The organism is Sanyastnella coralliicola (assembly GCF_030845195.1).
GTDB lineage: Bacteria > Bacteroidota > Bacteroidia > Flavobacteriales_D > Sanyastnellaceae > Sanyastnella > Sanyastnella coralliicola.
Genome location: NZ_CP132543.1, coordinates 3103100 through 3122936, shown reverse-complemented (window position 1 = coordinate 3122936; position 19837 = coordinate 3103100). Strand labels below are relative to the sequence as shown.

The following is a 19837-nucleotide window of genomic DNA, read 5'->3' as shown; positions in this document are numbered from 1 at the left end:
AGGTTTAAGAGCCGCTTTGAAAACGTTCAGAGCGGCTTTTTTTATTGGTGTTTCGCTAAGTGTGCCTTCTTATCTGATAGAATGTAGGGGACAAATAGGGGGCAATAGCCGAGAAAAAGGTGGGATATTTTAGAACTTTCTAAAATAATGAAATAACTTTGTATCATGGTTAATTCGTGTCAAAGGCTCAAAGCCGATTTAGAACAGATTGAGAGGAGCAGGCATCTTATTGCTGGTGTATCTGTGCATTTAGAGACGATATCTCGGATTTTAAATCTTGCAGGCAACGAAACTCGTCTTTCAATTCTATACCTCCTTCACAAGGAAGAAAACTTATGTCCATGTGATTTAAGCGATATGCTTGAGGTTTCAGTCTCGGCTATTTCTCAACATCTGAGAAAAATGAAAGACAAAGACTTGATCTATTCCAGAAAAGAGGGGCAAACTATATTCTATTCATTGAATCCAGATCATTCTGAGGTATTGTCTCCGACCCTAGCGATTCTCGATAAGAAATCAAATTTAGAAGTGGTATGAAATCAGATGGGAAATTTGCAGGTTTAGGGTTGCTAACAGCGATTGCAGCTTCTATGTGTTGTATAACACCTATTGTAGCTTTAATTGCTGGGACAAGCGGTGCAGCGTCTTCAATGTCATGGTTGGAGCCAGCAAGACCATATCTCATTGGCTTGACTTTGGCTACGCTTGGTTTTGCGTGGTATCAGAAACTTAAGCCTCAGAAAGAAGTAGATTGTTGTGCGCCCAAAGAAAAGCAGAAGTTCATTCAAACAAAGTTGTTTTTGGGGATAGTAACGGCATTTGCGATTGTGATGCTGACGCTGCCCTATTATTCCCATGTCTTTTACTCAGAAAATGACGCGTCAGGCGTGCCGATTGCCACTGAAGATGCACAATTGGTGGAGTACGCGATTGATGGAATGACATGTGAAAGTTGTGAAATTCATGTGTCAAGCCAGATTTTAGAATTAGAAGGAATTGGATCAGCGGTTGTTTCTTACGATGAAGGAACTGCTTTGGTTGAATTCGATAAGAACAAAACGACAATTGAAGAAATAGAGGATGCCATAAACTCCACTGGGTACTCAGTTGATCAAATCACAGAGAAATGAAAGAAGTTGAATTGATGTCGACCCTTACTTGTCCTGAATGTGGACATGAGAAAAGAGAAGAGATGCCAACGGATGCCTGTTCTTGGTTTTACCAGTGCGAAAATTGTAATGTAATTTTAAAACCCAAAGAGGGTGATTGCTGCGTATATTGTTCTTATGGCAGCGTGCCATGTCCGCCGATCCAAAAAAGTGGTTCTTGTTCTTCTGGTTGTTGCGCCTAGAATTCCATACCTATCTCTGCTAGAGGTTGAATTCCATTCTAAAAAAACTCTCCAAAAATTGTTGTCACAGTCGACAAGGATTGCTTTTGAATTAAGTATCGAGGCTTATTCTTAACGCTCCCAGCTAAGAATCAACGAACATGCGAATGAGGATGGCGAATTGAGACTTTAAATAGGTCAGCGGCTCAAAGTAATTATTGATAAGGAGATTATTAGTTAAGGTTTAAGGCATCCTCGAAAACGTTCGAGGATGTCTTTTTTTGTGCCCTATTTTTGCGGCATGGAAGACATCTCCATTTCTGATTTCGACTACACCCTTCCGGAAGATTGCATTCCTCATTTCCCTGCGGAAGAACGCGATGCGGCTAAGCTGCTGCATTACGACCAGGGCACCATCACTGACCATTCGTTTAAAGACCTGCCTTCCATTCTCAAGGAACCCGTACAGATTGTCTTAAATGATACCAAGGTGATTCATGCGCGGGTATTTATGCAGAAGCCTACCGGCGGAAAAGTGGAGCTCTTTCTCTTAAACCCAGAAGGAGCTACGGTGGAAGAAGCGATGACGCATACCGGAGCTAGCCAATGGTGGTGTATGGTAGGAGGGGCGAGGAAATGGAAAGAAGGACCCGTCATCATTCAAGAAGGTGAGCTGGCTATGGAAGCTCGCCGGGTAGGACGAGACGGCCCCGCTTTTTTAATCGACCTAAGCTGGACACCCCATCTTCCTTTGGCCGAGTTGCTTGATCACTTGGGTAAGATTCCCTTGCCTCCCTACATGCAACGCGATGCGGAAGAAGAAGACAATGACCGCTACCAAACCAGTTACGCCAGCCACCCTGGGAGTGTCGCCGCCCCAACGGCCGGACTCCATTTCTCAGAAGAAATCATGCAAGCGCTCCCTGCTGAATGGGTGCACCTAACCTTGCATGTGGGTGCAGGTACCTTTCGTCCCGTGTCAACCGACAAGGTCAGCGAACATAAGATGCACGATGAAGAGTGCGTCGTAAAGCGCGAAGCCCTTGCTTCTTTGGCTAAACCGCAATTCCGATTGGCTATAGGTACTACCTCCTTGCGTACCCTGGAAAGCTTGTATTGGCTAGCAGTAGTTTGGAAGCAGGAGGGGAGCATGCCGGCATTGATAGATCAAGAGATGCCCTTCAGTTATGATGATCCTTTTGCATCCTACGAAGCGGCCATGCAGTTCCTGTTAGACCAGATGTCAGAGACGCACCTGGTATTCAGAACCTCCATCATGATCCGACCAGGTTATACCATCCGATCCATCGACGGCTTGTTTACCAACTTCCACCTCCCGAAGTCAACGCTCTTGCTCTTGGTTTCAGCTCTCGTTGGAGAAGATTGGCGAAAAATATATACGCACGCCTTGGAGAACGGGTATCGGTTTTTGAGTTATGGGGATGGCTCGTTGTTGAGGCGGAGGCGGTAAGCGGTAGGCGGTAGGCTGTTTTTTTCCGGCGTCTGGCGTCCGGCGTCCGTTTGGTTAGTCTGCCTCTGGCGGTTAGTGTGATTAGTCTGCCTTCGGCGGTTAGCATGATTAGTCTCTAAATACCAATCCTGCGATCCGCAATCCGCGATCTTCGTTCCACGAACCACGAACCACGAACCACGAACCACGAACCACGAACTATCGCAGCATTTTCGTACTTTACCTATACCAACGTACTAGCTATGAAATCCTTATCCACCCTCCTCGTAGCAATCTTGCTATGTAGCTCGCTGTATTCTCAAAAATTCTGTGGCTTCGATCCACTGATGGAGATGTTGCATACCCATGAAGGGGATCAGCAGCAGCTTATCGACATGAATTACCAAATCTTGGAACGTTCGCTTCAGTTATCTGATGCGGAACGCGATGGCGAATATGTCATTCCATGTGTGGTGCATGTCATTCATGAGAATGGACCAGAGAACCTTTCTGACCTTCAAATTGAAACGGCGATTGAGCATTTGAATGCGGCCTTTGCCAATGAAGAAGGACCGTTTGGGAACCCCGATGGAATTCCAGTGCCCATTCGTTTTTGCTTGGCCGGGACAGATCCAAACGGTGAGTTTACCACTGGGATCAATCGTGTGGAAGATCCATTGACAGACATGTTGGTGCCTTCGCAAGACCTTGACTTGAAGGATTTGAGCCGATGGAATCCAGAACAGTATTTAAATATCTGGCTGGTGAAGCAAATCACCCGTGAAGAGAATAACTCCGGTGTGGTCGGTTATGCGACCTTCCCGGATGCGCATGGAATGGATATTGACGGCATCGTGTGTGAGGCGGAGTTCTTTGGAACGCCGCAGGAAGATTACAGTAAGGTGCACATTCACGAGATCGGACATTACCTCGGACTCTACCACACCTTCCAAGATCTTTGTCCGAACGACGATTGTCAAACTAGCGGCGATTGGGTTTGTGATACCCCGCCAGACCAAGTGGGCTTCAACTACTTCTGTTACGACGGTACGAACAGCTGTACTACCGATGAAGATGATACTTCTGAGAATAATCCATTCCGTGCGGTAGAGCTTGGCGGACTAGGAGATCAACTCGATGAGGCCGATAATTACATGGACTACACCAACCTCTACTGCTTCAATCAATTCACGCAAGGACAAAGCGATCGTATGGTCGCGGCGTTGCTCGAGGTGCGTTTTTCTTTGCTTGACGGTGACCGTTGTTCAACCCCTTGTGAGACGCCTTTCCCGGCTGAGATTTTGGCTGGAAGTACCGAGTTGGAAGTGGGTGATAATGAGCCGTTCGTATTGGATGCCACAGACTTTACGGGTATCAATTGGTATATCGATAATGTGTTTGTTTCTGATGAGACGACCTTCATTTTTGACGCTAGCGCGGAAGGGGAATTCGAGTTGGTGGCAGAGGTCTTCAATGACGAGCCAGGATGTACCCAAGAGTTCGAGTACGTGATTACCGTGACTTGTGGAGTTTCTGCAGTGTTCTCCGGAGAAGGAGGAACATGGCCGGTGGGAACCACCTTGGAATTCGTGAACGATTCTGAAGGAGTCACAGAATATACCTGGACGATCAACGGAGAAGAAGTAGGATCCGAAGCGATCTTGAACTATACCTTCGACCAAGGCGGGGTATTCACCATTCAATTGGACGTCACCAACGGACTTTGCATCGATGCCTATGTGTTGAATGTCGCGATTGGGAATTGTGCTACCGGACGTGAAGCCAACGTTTGGTACTTCCAGAACAGCTCTGGGAATTTCTTTGGTCTGGAATTTAACCCCGGAGAAGACTTCCTTATTGAAGAGCAACCACCATTGCCTGGTCCACTCGGGCATAACAAATCAACCTTCTGCGATGGTGCAGGGAACTTGATGTATGCAACCAACGGGGTAGCTATTTTTGACCCTGAAGGAAACGAGATTCAGAACGGTGGCGGCTTGTTGTCGAACCAATCGTCACATTGGGGTTCGGTGTTTATTCGCAAGCCGGGATCTGATCATGAGATCTACCTTTTCACCTGTGATTCAGAAGAAAATAACTTCGCCAACGGTATTCGCTACCACGTGATTGACGAGACACTGAATGGTGGCTTAGGCGGAGTCATTGAAGGAGAGAAGAACATCTTGATAGAAACGAATGATTGGGAAAGCATTACCACTATACGTCACTGTAATCTCGTTGACTTCTGGGTCGCGTTCTACGATGGAGAAGATAACACCATCAAGAGTTACTTGGTCAATGAAAACGGTGTAGCTGACACGCCTGTAGTCTCTGATGTGCCTGCCTTCCCTATTGATCAGGGTTACATTTACCCTCTGAAGGCGAATGGTCCAGGTGACTTGCTATTGCAAGGTCCTGTCGTTTACAATTTTGACCCCTCAACGGGGGAAGCAGAACACGTGTTCACCTTTGAAACGGAACTGGTCTTTTCGAACGCCCTTTCTTTTGGTGGGACAAAAGCCTACTTCCAGATTGGCGAGTTGTTTGTCGATTTGGTGCAAGCCGATCTGAGCTTACCAGTAGATCAATGGCAAGAATCGCTGACGGTCATTGATGAACTCAGTGTGATTGATTTAGGAATCGGAATGTCTTTGGGGCCAGATGGTAGAATCTATCAAGAAGAAACTTTTGGAGGATGGCTCTCAATTATTGAAAATCCTGATGCGCCAGCGAATGAAGTCATCTTCAATGACAATGCGGAGTTCATTGAAGGAACAGTGAACGGACTTGCCAACTTCCACCACGGGTATATCTACGGACCCCAGTTATTTGTCGAAGGGGAAGAAACGGTATGTGCCGGTGTGACCGAAAGCTACAATGTATTCGCCCCTGACTGCGTCACCTCTCCAATTACTTGGAGCATTGAAGGGGATGCATCCTTTATGGAAACAGCACCAGGTGTGGTGGATGTCACATTCAATAGCGAAGGAGAAATTGCCTTGGTGGCTGAAGTAGAGCTGTTCTGCGGCGCCATTATTGACACTACCTACATCTCGGTGGGAGCCGCGATTGATCTTGATTTAGGACCTGATATGTCGTTGTGTGCTGATGGAAGTACCGTAACGCTTGACGCCGGACCAGGATTCGAAAGCTATGAGTGGCAAGATGGAAGTGAGGAACAAACCTTCGAAGTGACCACCACTGGAATCTACACGTGTACTGTTTCCAATGGTGTTTGTGAGGTCACTGATGAAATTGCGTTTGAAGCCTTCATCGATCCGGTGATTGACCTTGGTCCAGACCAAGACATTTGCGAAGAAGCCATCGTACTCAACGCGGGCAATGATTTCCTCGACTACGTCTGGCAAGACGGTTGGACCGGTCCGACCTATACAGTTTACGAAGCTGGAACCTACTGGGTGACCACCAGCACGCCATGTTTCGCAACAGACACGGTGGTGGTGACAGACTGTGGTATCATCATAAACAGCATCGGAGAACAACTTGCGTCGCTAGACCTTCTTTCTCCGAACCCTGTATCACAGCACCTCAACGTAAGCCTAGGCACCCCTGCAGACTTCATCCGCATTCACGACACCCAAGGGCGATTGGTGTTTGAGGAATCAGTCAATTCAAGAACACAACTAACAGTTGATTTGGCAGCCCTGGCTCCGGGAATTTATTCAGTCACGATCGGTGATGGAGAAGAGCGGAGAGTGCATCGCGTGGTGAAAGAATAAGGGATAGTAAATAATGATTAATAAATAATGAATTGGGGTGTTTTGTAGGGACACCCTTTTTCTTTTCAGTCACTGTCAAACTGATCATCCTATCCGCCAGAGGCGGCCTAACCATGCTATCCGCCAAAGGCGGCCTAACCATACTAATCAAACTATCTCCTAGTTGTTGAATCCCCCTAACCTCTTGATTCAACGAATGTTAAATTTCTCTATTCCTACAAAGTGTACGAAAGACAATTAATACTTTTGTCTCCGAAAACTGAAAGATATGCGTGCCGACTAACGTGTCGGGCGCGCAATTTGACACTTACACCCTACGGCAAAAAGTATGATTGTAAACTCTGCTCAACTTCTCTTAGCGGCGATTAGTCCACTGGAGACGATCTTGGCTGTCATTGTTGGCATAATGACAGTAAGCTTAGTGGTTTTAATACTTCAATTAAAGAAGGTAAAAGCTGCTCAGCAACAACATTCAATTTCTGATGATGATTGGTCGATTGACCCGATGATCATTCATGAAACAACCATTGCGGAATTGGTCACGAGCCTTTCGCATGAATTGAATAATCCTTTTCATCTAATTCAAGCAGGTTATGACCTGCTGCATCGCGATGATTCAGATGATGACACACGTGCCCTGGCATGGAAGGCCATTCACCAAGGCATCGTGGATGGAAAGAAGGTGCTTCACACCATTCAAGCATCACGTAGTTCGCTTGGGAAGTCTTTGTTGACAAAGAATGACCCGTCGCGCATTGTATCTAAAGCAATTCAAAACGCATTTACACTGATTTCTTCGAAGTCAGTGAATGTCATTCAGGAATACGCCAGCGACGAACACATCATTTGCAATCCCGAACAGACTGCGGTGGCGTTGGCTGAATTAATCAAGAACGCAGTGGAAGCTTCGGAAGTCAATGCAACCATCGTTTTGCGTTACGAGATCCTCAACGATGCGCACGTATTCACCGTTCGCGACAATGGAGATGGCATGACCGATGAAGTACGAAAGCAAATCTTCCGTCCTTTCTTCACCACCAAACAAGGACATTTGGGCCTCGGGCTATCCAAGTCTAAAACCCTTGCCAACCTTCACAAAGGGACGGTTGGCCTGAAAGAAACCTCACTCGGAGGCACCACTTTGTTGCTTTCAATTCCAAGATTGTCAATGAATTGATACAGTTGTAATTAACTGGCGGTTATATTTGCGTCGCTCAACAACCACAATTGAAGCTGCGCATACTGTACATTGAAGATGAAGAGACCAACCGTCTCATCGTCAAAGCGGCCCTTCGTCGCGACTACGATGTTGAAACGGTGGGATCTATCGCCCAGGCGAAATCAGTCATGGGTCAAGGCGATGTACACCTCGTTATTTCCGATTTCATATTACAAAAAGAGCTCGGTTTAGATTTTATCAAAGAGCTCAAATCAACTCATCCAGACATCCCCGTCATCCTCCTCAGCGGCTACATGGACCCCGTAGTCATCCCAGAACTCATCGAGAAAGGACATGTGGATTACTTCATTCCTAAACCTTATCAGATGGAGGAGTTGGAGGCGATGGTGAAGGTGGCGCTTAATTAGAAATCTAATTAATGAATGCCATGGATTCAGCGCATTCCTAGTATATGGTGCATGAATCCCGAATTACGGGACAGGTGCACCGCTAAAGGACCGGAGGAATAATAAATAATGATTAGTAAATAATGAATAATAAACTGAGTGTGAGTATCAAGTTGCGGCCTACAGCATACCGCCTACAGCTTACAGGATGTTTACCTCACGCTCCAATTTCACCCCAAATTTCTCCTCCACATCCTTCAAAACTGGAGGAATAATAAATAATGATTAGTAATTAATGAATAATGAAATAGGTTCAATAGTTCAGGTAGACTACGAACTAACGCCTAAAGCCTATAGCCTAACGCCTAGTCAGAGCCTAGAGGATGTTAACCTCACGCTCAAGCTTCACCCCAAACTTCTCCTCCACATCCTTCAATATCCGCTTGCTCAGGTCGAAGATCTCTCTTCCGTGTGCGTTGCCGTGGTTGACGAGGACGAGGGCTTGACGGTCATGAACGCCGAAGTCGCCTTCGCGGAAACCTTTCCAGCCGCTTTGGTCGATGAGCCAGCCAGCGGCGAGTTTGACTTTTCCTTTTGGGGCAGGGTAGTTCGGGAGCTCTGGATGCTCTTCCGCGATAGCGTTAAAGGTATCTTGATCAACCACCGGATTCTTGAAGAAAGAACCTGCGTTCCCAATTTCTTTCGGATCTGGAAGTTTGCTTTGGCGAATGGCGATCACCGCATCGGCCACGGCACGAAGGGAAAGATCACTCACGCCTTGCTTCTCTAGTTCTTGTTGGATGGCACCGTAACTGGTGTTGAAATCAGGCTTCTTGCGCAACTTGTACTGCACGTAGCAAATGACATATTGCCCCTTAAACTTCCGCTTGAATACACTTTCGCGGTACCCGAACTGGCAGTCGCGCTTGTCAAACTGATGGAGTTCGCCGGTAGGCAAATGCACTGCAATCAAATGGTCAAAGACCGATTCAATCTCGATCCCATAAGCCCCAATATTCTGCATCGGACTAGCACCCACCATCCCCGGAATCAAAGCCAGGTTCTCAACCCCAGCCCATCCTTCAGAAATGCACTTCTCCACAAAGTCATGCCACACCTCACCCGCACCCGCGCGGACATAAAAGTGGTGGTCATCTTCCCCCACCAAATCAATCCCAGTAATGCGATTCAGCAGCACCAATCCACGCACATCCTTCGTAAACAACACATTGCTACCACCCCCAAGAATGGTCAACTTCAACTGCTCCGCAGTCGCATGCTCAGAAAGCTCAATAACGTCTTCGATGGTTCCAGCCTCAGCCAAAAACTCGGCCGTCGCAGAAGTACCAAACGTATGAAAAGGCTGAAGGTCGTGGGATGGTTTGATTTTGGGCATACACAAATGTACTCTCTAAACTATAATCGATAAACTATAAACGATAATCTATAACTCCTATACTGGCTCAAAGCGCACCTCCCCTTTGCAAAAGGGGAGGCCGGGAGGGGTCTAAATCCTGCTCTTCAACTCCTTCACCATCCCCTCAAACTCCTCCTCACTCATCCGCTCATACCTCTCCACATCCTCAATCAAATCCATAATCATATTGCGCTCAGGCAGAATCTTGGCCTCCAGGGTATATACCGTGTAGCGTGAACCTATTCGTTGGTATTCTGTCATATGAGTATGACTGTCGACCCGGTAAAAGGAGTTGCCTCCTTTGAGTTGGCAGAAGATGGGGAACTGAATTTCGCTCACAGCGTGTAATTTTGCCAAAGATGGAGAATAAGCATTGGATAAACGGCACGAAGTTGTCACAAGACCGCAACTGGCAGGAAGCGCTGGTAGCTTTCGATCAAGCGATGAAAGAAGTGGGTGATCATCCTGACCTCATTCATGATCGCGCAGTAGCCCTGTTTAACCTTGACCGCAAGCATGAAGCAATTGCAGAACTGGACAAGGCACAGCTACTACAGCCCGACTACAGCTACCGCTACTCTTCGCGCGCTTTTATGAAGGCAGCGATGAAGGATGTGCAAGGGGCCTTGGAAGATTACAAGAAGGCCATCGAGCTGGATCCGGAAGATGCTATTGCTTTGAATAACCTTGGCTTGCTGGAAGAACAAATGGGCTACTTCAAAGAAGCACAAGACCGCTACAAGGTGGCCGATGAGCTGATGGGGATTCTCAATGAGAATAACATTGATCCGGCGGATGTCGCGAAAGGTAGGGATCGGGCTGAGGATGAGAGTCCGGAGAGGAAAACACTGAGAGAGTTAGAATCAAAGGAAGAATTAGAATCAGAATTAGAATTAGAAGGAGAATCAGAATTGGAGGATGAGGGCTCGATTTTGAAAGAGGCGGGATCCGTATTTAGATCACGTAGTTCATTGAAGGAATTCTTCCGATTCATCAGGAACGGGTTTAAATTAGACGACCCGAACCAGGATGAACGTGAATAGCTTCATACAAGACCTTGCAGATCACATTATAGAAAAACACGAGGGCCGCTTTGCGCAGTTGGCCGTTGTGTTGCCAGGTAAACGTTCGGGGCAATTCCTGATTAGAGCGATTAAAGAACGCAGCGGACATATCGGTTGGCTGCCGCAGATTATTACCCTTTCGGAACTGTTTGAACGGATGAGTGGGAAGACCCGCTTAGATTCCATGGACTTGGTTTTCGAACTCTTTTTGGTTTGGCGAAAGCACTTTAATACCGGAGAGAAGTTTATCGATTTCCTGCAGTGGGGAAGTACCGTGTTGGCTGACTTTAATGAGGTGGATCATCACCTGTTAGATGCACAGCAAGTGTACCGGAACCTGAAGGCGTATAAAGACCTGGATGATTGGAGTTTTGGTGAAGACGAAGAGTTATGGTCGAAAGAGCAGAAAGACTTTGCCAACTTCTGGGGGAAGCTGCTTCCCTTGTATGAGGCCTTTGCGGCGCATCAAGAAAAAGAAGGACGTTTTCAAGGGGGTAAGGTAGCTCGAGCAGTGGCTAAAGATCCGATTACTCCGCTCGCTGCGCTCGGAATTGATCACGTGATATTTGCTGGCTTGAATGCTTTAACGCCAGCAGAACAAGCGGTGATCAAACGCCTGGAACAAACCGATCGAGCGACGGTGGTCTTTGATGCGGATGATTACTTCGTCCGCAAAGAACGATTGGAGGCCGGACATTTCATTCGCGAAATGGATTTCCTAGGGAATGCGCAGAGCTTGCCTTCGAACATGCTTCAGCGGCTCCATAACATCCACCTAGTTTCATGTAGTACGACCATTGCGCAGATGCAATACGTACATGGGGCCTTGGAGAAACTTGACCCAACGAAGGCATTGAATACTGCCGTAGTGTTACCTGATAATAGTGTCTTGCCACCACTGCTGCATGCCGTTCCTGAGAACTACAACGGCATCAACGTGACCATGGGTAAGTCGTTGTCGCACACGCCCTATAAAAGCCTCTTGCACGCCTTCTTCCGCATCTTCGATATGCGCGGACCGAAGATTCGTCACCAAGCATTTACGAACTTGTTGCTGCACCCTTACCTCGGGGGTGGACAAACACCAGCATCCAAAATATTCCGCTCCATTCATCAGCAAATGGTGCGACATAACCGGGTCTTCGTCGGTCGAGAAGATCTGGCGACATGGAATTCGGGTAAGCCCGCAGATCATGCCGGAGTGACCGGTGTCTTGATCGATCTCTATGCGGCAGTGAAGACGCGAACACCGCAAGACTTAGTGCAGTCGTTGAAGACCTTACTGAAGGTCGTTCGTCCGGTTTTGAAAGAAGACGAGGCACGCAGTGAAGCCTTCCAGCGCTGGCGCATATTGAATGATTTGCTGCAGCGTTTAGATCGATTAATGCAGCGCTATCCTGTGATTGAAGATGTACGGGAGCTGGAGCGCATCACCATGAAATTGTTCTCGCGATTGCAGGTTGACTTGATTGGTGAACCCCTAACGGGTTTACAGATCATGGGGTTATTGGAGTCGCGTGCGCTTGACTTCGAACGGGTCTTTATTCTGAATGCAAACGAAGGCATTTTGCCAAAGCAGCAAATGCATGAGAGCTTCTTACCGGCAGAGATCAGAGCAGGTTATGGCCTTCCGAACTCGCATGAACGTGACGCCATCTTCGCCTACTATTTCTACCGCCTCCTGCAACGAGCAAGCGAAGTGCATGTACTGTACAACGGACATGGATCTGACCACAAAGTGGGAGAGAAAAGCCGTTACGTTCAGCAACTCGAAACCTCTGAGACCATTGCGCAGTCAGAGATACAAGTCCACCAGCACCAACTCATGGCAGCCGCGCCGAAAGGCGCACCGCAAGTAGCACCTATCACTGCAAGCGAATGGACAGAGGAACGCTGGCAAGCCCTTCTTGATAAAGGACTTTCACCATCAGCCATTAACAAATGGACGCAATGCACGGCAGACTTTTTCTACCGTTACATCTTAGGACTGCGTGAGCAAGACGAGGTAGAAGAATCTATGGAGGCGAACACCTTGGGAACGCTGGTCCATGAAATTCTAGAGCGCGGTTATGAGCATCTGAAGGGCAGGGTCATTCACGCCTCAGACATTGAAGCTTTGAAGCCACGTCTCGATACCCTCTTAGATGAAGCCATCGAAAAACACTACAGTCGGGAGTTGACCACCAGCGGTTTGAATTACCTCTCAAAGTCTGTCGTTAGAAGATATGTCCGCAAGCTCATAGACAACGAGATCGCCAGTTTGAAAGACAATCAAATCGAAATCAAAGACCTCGAAGGTGACCTCACCCAATCCCTCTCACCCGGAGTCACCATCTTCGGAAAAGCCGACCGCATTGACCGCTTCAATGGAACCTTGCGCGTAGTTGACTACAAAAGCGGAAAGGTGACCCAACCCGAGCTTTCCCTCCGCGGCCAATGGCAAGAACAACTCATGAAGGGCGACAAAGGCAAAGCCTTACAAACCATGATCTACGCCTGGCTTGCCTTCAACAAATACGGAGAAAACGCCATGGCCGGCATCCTCTCCTCCCGCAGTCACAGCTCCGGTTTCCTCTCGGTAGTCAACAACAAGAAGGAACTGATTATGGACCAAGCTCTGGCAGAAAGCATGGAAGCCTGGCTTCAAGGCCTCATCTCAGATATGGGGCTGGGGGTTCGTCCTGCGGTGCATGAGGAGAAGGCGAAGTATTGTGAGTACTGCCTCGTCATGGAAGGGTGAGGCGGTGCGTAGTTCGTGGTTTGTGGGTTTTTTGTCGAGAGACGAGGGTCTAGGGTCTAGGGTTTATGGGGTGCGACGCATGATCTGGACGGATTTCATCCGTCCCTACAACAGCAACCCTGGGGAAAGAAGAGGCGCCTACCGGCGCCACAAATTAACCCTGCATCACATAGATTGCCCCCACAATATCCCGTAGGGATTCTACCTCGTTGCCTAAAGATTAGGCAGAAAACCCAGTGCCCCAGAGGGGTTCTATAGAAATCAATGGGTTTCATATGCCCTACCACCCCATTCCTCCTACCATTGAACATTCCCCCATTTCCTGTTGTCTTACCAAGGATGGGCCTTTATTGGTAGTTGTTGCTACAGGTAAATGCGCTTCCTTTCGACATAGAAAACCACCTGCAATGAAACAGTTTTTACTATTCTCTACGTTTTTCCTTCTTTCAAGTCTAATCATCGCCCAAGATTGGGAATTTGTCGCGCCGCTTCCTGGTGGGACTTCGGATGCACGACACCATCCAGTGACCTTCTCTATTGATGGAATAGGATACCTTCTTACTGGAACAGTCGGAACCACTCCTTCGAATGACTTTATGCGCTATGACCCTGTAAGCGATACGTGGGAGGCTCTGCCTGATTTCCCAGGTGCAGCGAGAAGTTTCTCGTACGGAACAAGTAGAGGAACCAAAGCTTATGTCGGTTTTGGAGGGATTACAGGACAGGCATTCAACGACCTCTGGGAGTACGATTCGGAAACGGAAACATGGACGGAGCTTTCAAGTTGTCCGTGCGATGGTCGTTACCACCCTACGTTTATTCAACTAGACGGAAAGATCTTCATGGGTCAAGGAAACAACGATACCAATCTCGACGATTGGTGGGAGTACGATATTGCTACTGATTCATGGTCTCAAAAAGACGATCTCCCTGGACCGCCACGTCATCACCCTTTTTACTTCGGAGTGAACGGTAAAGCGTACACTGGTCTTGGACATGGAAATAGCATCAACGGTGTCTTGCAGATTTACACAGACTGGTACGAGTATGATCCAGCAACGGAGCAATGGACACAGCTCAACGACTTCCCAGGAGAGGCGCGCGTAGCCGGAACGCAATTTGACTTTGAAGGCAAAGGGTACATCCTGAGCGGAGATGGAGATGATCACTCCTTTATGGAAGAAGGCGAGTTTTGGGAATACGACACCAGTAGCGATTCATGGACTCAACTACCATCGCACCCTGGAAACAGCAGTCGATGGGCACCAGGAAGCTTTGTGATCGACGAGTACGTGTATTTCACCTGCGGTGAAAGCATTGACCAATTGGAGCACGACATGATGCGCTTCCCGTTGAATCAAATTGTGAGCGTTGAGAATGCGCAGAACGAGCAAGACATCAAGTTCTACCCTAACCCTGCAAACAGCGTCATCACCATTCAAAACAACCTACAGGATTTCACAGACATCCGATTGGTCAGCAGCTATGGCCAGATCGTAGACAATGTGGTCAGTAACCAACTGAATGTAGCAGACCTTCCGAATGGATTGTATTTCCTACAATTCTCTAAGGGTGAAACCGTGAGCACTCAGAAGGTGGTTATTTCGCATTAAGGCAGGGCTTGCCAATCGAAGGTTGGTTGGGGTAGGTGTTGTTGATTTATTGGAGGATTCATGTTTTTGGTGGACGGATTTCATCCGTCCCTACCACTTCATTTCTAGGGGGAGAGGAGACGCCTACAGCGCCACAAAATCACCCTGGAATACATAGAATTCCCCTCCATATCCCGTAGGGATTCCACCTTGTTGCTTGAAGATTAAGGTGAGAACCCAGTACCCCAGAGGGGTTCAATAGATGCACCTGTCTGCGGTCTCTATTTGTGTTCATAAATTGAAAGAAATGGAGGCAACGAGCTGTTAAGCCTCCAAAAAAGGAAAATTTGATTTTCTATCTCAGGCTGACCTCAAGCATGGTTAAGTGAATATCAAGGATTATCCAAAATTTCGAACCAACGTTGGTAGTCATTCAAGCATACACTTATTCCCTCTCCTTCATGAACGACTTTCCCATTGAATTCTACACTTGAATCATCAACTCCTGAGACTTCGATGATTTCTAGATCCAGGAAAAATTCAAATCTTTCACCCCACTTGAAATGATTGTGCTGCACTTCTCTCTTCTCATCCACTCTACATTTCAAATAGACCAAATCGTCTCTAATTTGAGGCAATCTATTATCTATGGTCTGAACATCCTTTGTCTGCGATAATGGCCATACAAAAATGGCTATGTCTCCAATTGTAGCACGCTCAAAATTACTTTTTGCCATATCATAGAGTAGCTTATCCATATAATCTCTATGACCCTGCACTCGTTTAAGCTCGTCTTCTTTGATCTCCTCCCATTCTCTCTGGAACTGAGCGAAACAAAGATCAAAATCATCACATTCTATAGCAATCAAATACAAGACTAACACTCTCACAGAGTGATAATCAAGTTTATCATTAACGTCTGTAATTGACTGGGAAAAGTCAATGTCCCTGAAATGACATTGATCAAACGAAACGTCAAGAAATTTGGACGCACACTGAACAGACTCACATTGCTTCAACCGATCAATTTCTTCCTGTGTCATCTGGCCTTTGACCGAAGATAGCATCACCTGATAATCATCTACCTCTGTTTGACATGATGTTAACTGAATCAAAATGAGCAAAAACAAAGGCCAAGAAAACGGTCTCATGTATTTTTCATCGTTTGTATTATTAGATAGATATCTTTACTTCTGTTAGAACAAAGCAATGTCATTCAAATCACAAGGGACCTAACTATGTCTAATTAGTGGATCCCCATGTTTATTGAGGACTAAATATGTGAACATGACTTGTCTCAAACCAAATTCCTTGGCATTTGGGCTGAAATCAGACTTTCCTTAGGAGAATTAGAAATTCAAAAACGTGTACGTTCCATCATTACATTTTATTAGAAAGGTTATTATTCTTTACCTAATCGTCTTTTCGAACTCTTCAATATGGTCGAAAAGACTTTTCAATGTCTCTCTATCGTAATTCTCCCGGAGCATTGTTTGGAATAAAACATCAATCTCTTCGAATGACATGTTTTCTGGCCATAACATGAGGATTTCTTTTTCCACTTTTTGGTTGCTGTAAATGCAATGAGTTTCGTCCAGTATACTCTTTTCCAACTTTCCTCTATGGTTTATTTGAAAACTGATAACCACTGAGAAACCACAATCACATTGAGAGCTCACTGAAATATTGAATTCACCAAAGTCATTCAATTGGATTTCAATTTTCCCATCATCATAAGGGAATTGAATGAATTTAACATGAAAGTCGTCTACACCTACGCTACCGCCAAATCTCTTATAATCCTCTGGTTTGGTTTCCTTGATTATTGAAACATCCACATCTCGCTCAGTTGAGTACATATCGATGTAATAACCGTCACCGTCGTCCATCAACTTCGCTATATTAAAAGTGGTATCTATTCTATTAGAGTATATATACCTCTCAATTCGAATTGAATCCACCCCACATAATTGACTAGATTCTGAGTCAATTATTTCTGTCAACTCCCCATTTCTATATTTCGCAAAGAACGATCTAAGTTTCAAATACTGGACTTCCCGCTTGTCATTGCTAAACTTCACTGCTCCAATCGTGTCAAATTCGGTGATAATGAAATATTCGTAGAGACATCTGGACCCTTCGGCTCCCCGTTTCTGGACAGTAGGTTCAATACTTTTCAGAATAAACTCTTCAACTTGAATTCCTATATAGCTTTCAAGCTTAATAAGCTCATTATCAACTATTGTGTTTAGGCTAGAACTTGCATTCAGTCTGAAAAAAGAACAACATGTGAAGACTATTATCGAAATCGTGCTCCTATTTATCATCATGAAATAAGCTATTGTTAGTTTCGGGATTGTGTCGAAAATTCACCCTTCGATATTTCATTCGTAATTAATGATGCTGAAGAAAACAGGAAAGTATGATAGACAAATCTACCGCAGTAACTCGAAAAACATTCACCTCGAAGTTCAATACAAAATAGTGATCTGTAGTCATACTTCCAGAAAGAATGATGAAATCGACGATTTCGGACATACTATTTGTATCGATACCTATGCGTACGGTGGTCAGTGGCTGACTTGTTTGAACGTAGAAACAAGAGAATTTGTCAAGGCAAGCGAAAAGGGTGAGATTTTAGAAGGACATCTATGAATGGAGATAAGGTAAACCTGGATGAACTAACCTCAAAATGGATCGCTTACCAGGCGTCTAGTGACCCAAATCTCCATTGGGCCATTTTCGCATTTGATGATTTAACCTATAACGAGCCCCACTCGGCATGGGAAGCCATCAAGATGACTTTCGAGAAAGCGAGAACTGCAGAGGAAATTGTGGGTATGATCGCAGCGGGTCCTTTGGAGAACTTATTGACGAATCACGGCGAAATGATGTTTAGCCTTGTTGCAGAATACACCAAAGCGAACCCAAATTTCAAAAATTGTCTTCGAGGAGTTTGGCTTGAAAAATCAAACACCGTTTATGAGAAATTCCAGCGTTTAGCTGGAAAGCCTGAGTTCTGATAAACGTAGAAAACGAAACCACAATTGTGAAATCAGAATTCCCAAACACCATTGTGAAACCACATTCCTCAAACGCAATTGTGAACATAGAATCTAAAAACATGATTGTGAACACGCATTCCCCGAATGCCATTGTGAACATGGAACTCGAAAACACCATTGTGAACAAAGGGGGGCGTGGTCCGTGGTCCGTGGTCCGTGGTCCGTGGTCCGGAAGAATAATAAATAATGAATTTGAATAGTAAATGATGAATTGAAGGTGCCGCCCGAGAGTTTACCATTCAGAATTCATTATTTATTAATCATTATTCGAAGGGGTTCGTGGTTCGTAGATTAGCTTTTTCTTTCATTCTCCCTCTAATTCTCATTCTTCCTCTTCCTCTCCCGTTCACCACTCAGTTTATATATAGGCAAATCCCAACCCCTCAGGAAGTTAGTCGGGTAAAAAGCCCGTTTCGTCTAATACTGAGTGAACAATTATGCATAACTAATAGTCTTGCATACCTTGCTGGTGTCTTCTGAAAGGAGATGCACTTAACACACTTGAACTCGAGTCGTAAGACTCACCATTAACACATTGTACTATGAGACGAAAAATCTCAGACCATTCTGCGCGTACCTTCAAATGGGTGCGAGAGCAATACCAGATGAACCTCCGCCAATTTTCGATAGCCACGGGCATTTCTGTTGGAATGTTGAGCATGATTGAAAAAGGAAAACGACGACCCGGAGGTATCACCATCCTTAAGCTTCAGGAATTTACGGGTCAACTGATTTGTGATTTGCGCTATGCCGCGAAGTGCGCCTTTGACGGAGTGGAAGGCTTGACCGTGGAGCTGATCTATTACCCGAATGAACAGTGAATGGATCATAGTGCCTTGCCTTGAGAAGGAAAAAATTCAAAACAGACAATAGAACATCTCGGTCGTCGAACGACCGACGCCGAAAGAAAATCCGAAAACCCCGGAATCGGAATCACCTCACTGACGAGTGGCGTGATAGAGACCTTATGCATGCTTGTCTCTCAGGGGATAACATAAAAATAGAACGAAAAATGAAAGAGTTATCAAATTTTAATGCAGACGATCTAGGGTACTTGAAAATACGCTGGACCGGAGATATCGAGGATCTACGAACGCAAGTCGCCAAAGACACTAAGCGTCTTGATCGTAGAATCGCCTCGACTGAAAATGATACCGATGAATTGTCAGAACTCGAACTTCAACTGGAGCAGGCTCAGACCGACCTTCAGGAGATGATTGATGCCGGACTATCATCTGGAATCATAGATCGAAAGACAGCTGAAGTGGCTGAACTGGAACAAGAGGTAGAGGAGGAGCGCCTGGCACCAACCGGCATTACTCCCCGTGAAGCTCAGCAGCAGCTACGCGCCATCGCCGCAGTAGAAATGGAGATCGGCTACCTCGAAGCAAAGATCGTAGAGATCGATTCGATCTTGGCTAACGCTGCATAATCAATCAAATGTATCACCTCATGAATAAATCAAGGTGTTAAGTGGAAGGGCTACCGGTTTCGGTAGCCCTTTTTTGGTCCATGATAATTTCAGTCACATTCTTGATTCACAAATTCTTTGAGAATGCATTGTGAAACGGCGATTCTGAAATGCAATTGTGAACATAGAACCCAGAAACACCATTGTGAACACGCATTTCTCGAATGTCATTGTGAACATGGGTCATTAAAATACGATTGTGAACACGCACTTCGCGAATGCAATTGTGAACATGGAATCTGAAAACACGATTGTGAACATAAATTCGTCTGCTTTTTGACGTTCACAAATATGCGCAACATTGATGTTTTAGTTTTCTAGTTCGAACACCCTTCTTATTTAGAGCGGCTGCAATAATTGTAGTTCAGAGCCTTCAGGTGATAGTTTGACCCACTGCCAACT

18 protein-coding genes are annotated in these 19837 nt (G+C 45.9%); 14 read left to right on the top strand and 4 right to left on the bottom strand.

The genetic code is table 11. The annotated features are described in order from the left end of the window. Positions 1 to 165 precede the first annotated feature (165 nt). The 7 genes from RA156_RS16670 to RA156_RS12975 all read left to right on the top strand — a co-directional run bounded on the left by RA156_RS16670 (position 166) and on the right by RA156_RS12975 (position 8107). On the top strand, positions 166 to 537 hold the full coding sequence (locus RA156_RS16670) for an ArsR/SmtB family transcription factor (protein ID WP_350339786.1): 372 nt from the start codon (positions 166 to 168) through the stop codon (positions 535 to 537). Then, entirely contained in the window at positions 534 to 1130 is a 597-nt protein-coding gene (gene merTP / locus RA156_RS13000; RefSeq protein ID WP_306640670.1) for a mercuric transport protein MerTP, read from the top strand. The genes RA156_RS16670 and merTP overlap by 4 nt, the downstream gene beginning before the upstream one ends. Next, positions 1127 to 1351: a GDCCVxC domain-containing (seleno)protein gene (locus RA156_RS12995; protein WP_306640668.1), complete on the top strand. Its 225-nt coding sequence runs from the start codon at positions 1127 to 1129 to the stop codon at positions 1349 to 1351. Before merTP ends, RA156_RS12995 begins: the two co-directional genes overlap by 4 nt. Positions 1352 to 1631: 280 nt before the next feature. Continuing rightward, positions 1632 to 2801: an S-adenosylmethionine:tRNA ribosyltransferase-isomerase gene (locus RA156_RS12990; protein ID WP_306640666.1), complete on the top strand. Its 1170-nt coding sequence runs from the start codon at positions 1632 to 1634 to the stop codon at positions 2799 to 2801. Between the two features lie 242 nt (positions 2802 to 3043). Beyond that, entirely contained in the window at positions 3044 to 6520 is a 3477-nt protein-coding gene (locus tag RA156_RS12985) for a M43 family zinc metalloprotease (RefSeq protein WP_306640663.1), read from the top strand. A 328-nt stretch (positions 6521 to 6848) separates the two neighbouring features. Then, a complete protein-coding gene (locus RA156_RS12980) occupies positions 6849 to 7697 on the top strand; it encodes a sensor histidine kinase (RefSeq protein ID WP_306640661.1) in 849 nt (282 codons plus the stop codon). Positions 7698 to 7747: 50 nt separating this feature from the next. After that, positions 7748 to 8107, top strand: coding sequence for a response regulator (locus RA156_RS12975; protein ID WP_306640659.1), 360 nt, complete (start codon positions 7748 to 7750; stop codon positions 8105 to 8107). Positions 8108 to 8462: 355 nt separating this feature from the next. Here the strand turns inward: RA156_RS12975 and murB are convergent, their stop codons facing one another. Further along, positions 8463 to 9482 carry a UDP-N-acetylmuramate dehydrogenase gene (gene murB / locus RA156_RS12970; protein ID WP_306640657.1) on the bottom strand — a complete coding sequence of 340 codons (1020 nt, stop codon included), beginning with the start codon at positions 9480 to 9482 and terminating at the stop codon, positions 8463 to 8465. A 111-nt stretch (positions 9483 to 9593) separates the two neighbouring features. After that, positions 9594 to 9842 carry a hypothetical protein gene (locus RA156_RS12965; protein ID WP_306640655.1) on the bottom strand — a complete coding sequence of 83 codons (249 nt, stop codon included), beginning with the start codon at positions 9840 to 9842 and terminating at the stop codon, positions 9594 to 9596. 20 nt (positions 9843 to 9862) lie between these two features. Here RA156_RS12965 and RA156_RS12960 point away from each other — a divergent pair, with 20 nt between their 5' ends. The 3 genes from RA156_RS12960 to RA156_RS12950 all read left to right on the top strand — a co-directional run bounded on the left by RA156_RS12960 (position 9863) and on the right by RA156_RS12950 (position 14920). Beyond that, positions 9863 to 10546, top strand: a complete 684-nt coding sequence (locus tag RA156_RS12960) for a tetratricopeptide repeat protein (RefSeq protein ID WP_306640653.1) — start codon at positions 9863 to 9865, stop codon at positions 10544 to 10546. After that, positions 10539 to 13307 carry a PD-(D/E)XK nuclease family protein gene (locus RA156_RS12955; protein WP_306640651.1) on the top strand — a complete coding sequence of 923 codons (2769 nt, stop codon included), beginning with the start codon at positions 10539 to 10541 and terminating at the stop codon, positions 13305 to 13307. Before RA156_RS12960 ends, RA156_RS12955 begins: the two co-directional genes overlap by 8 nt. Before the next feature lie 407 nt (positions 13308 to 13714). Then, positions 13715 to 14920 carry a T9SS type A sorting domain-containing protein gene (locus tag RA156_RS12950; protein WP_306640649.1) on the top strand — a complete coding sequence of 402 codons (1206 nt, stop codon included), beginning with the start codon at positions 13715 to 13717 and terminating at the stop codon, positions 14918 to 14920. Positions 14921 to 15291: 371 nt separating this feature from the next. Here RA156_RS12950 and RA156_RS12945 read toward each other — a convergent pair whose 3' ends face one another. Continuing rightward, positions 15292 to 15942 (bottom strand): hypothetical protein, encoded by a 651-nt coding sequence (locus RA156_RS12945; protein ID WP_306640647.1) that lies wholly within the window; start codon positions 15940 to 15942, stop codon positions 15292 to 15294. 366 nt (positions 15943 to 16308) lie between these two features. Beyond that, positions 16309 to 17229, bottom strand: coding sequence for a hypothetical protein (locus RA156_RS12940; protein ID WP_306640645.1), 921 nt, complete (start codon positions 17227 to 17229; stop codon positions 16309 to 16311). A gap of 67 nt (positions 17230 to 17296) precedes the next feature. On the opposite strand from RA156_RS12940, the gene RA156_RS12935 reads away from it, so the two are divergent. From RA156_RS12935 to RA156_RS12920, 4 genes are all read left to right on the top strand, one after another. Continuing rightward, entirely contained in the window at positions 17297 to 17554 is a 258-nt protein-coding gene (locus RA156_RS12935) for a hypothetical protein (RefSeq protein WP_306640643.1), read from the top strand. Then, positions 17551 to 17922, top strand: coding sequence for a DUF6869 domain-containing protein (locus RA156_RS12930; protein WP_306640641.1), 372 nt, complete (start codon positions 17551 to 17553; stop codon positions 17920 to 17922). The genes RA156_RS12935 and RA156_RS12930 overlap by 4 nt, the downstream gene beginning before the upstream one ends. 584 nt (positions 17923 to 18506) lie before the next feature. Continuing rightward, on the top strand, positions 18507 to 18785 hold the full coding sequence (locus RA156_RS12925; RefSeq protein WP_306640639.1) for a helix-turn-helix domain-containing protein: 279 nt from the start codon (positions 18507 to 18509) through the stop codon (positions 18783 to 18785). Between the two features lie 191 nt (positions 18786 to 18976). Beyond that, on the top strand, positions 18977 to 19396 hold the full coding sequence (locus tag RA156_RS12920) for a hypothetical protein (protein ID WP_306640637.1): 420 nt from the start codon (positions 18977 to 18979) through the stop codon (positions 19394 to 19396). Positions 19397 to 19837 lie beyond the last annotated feature (441 nt).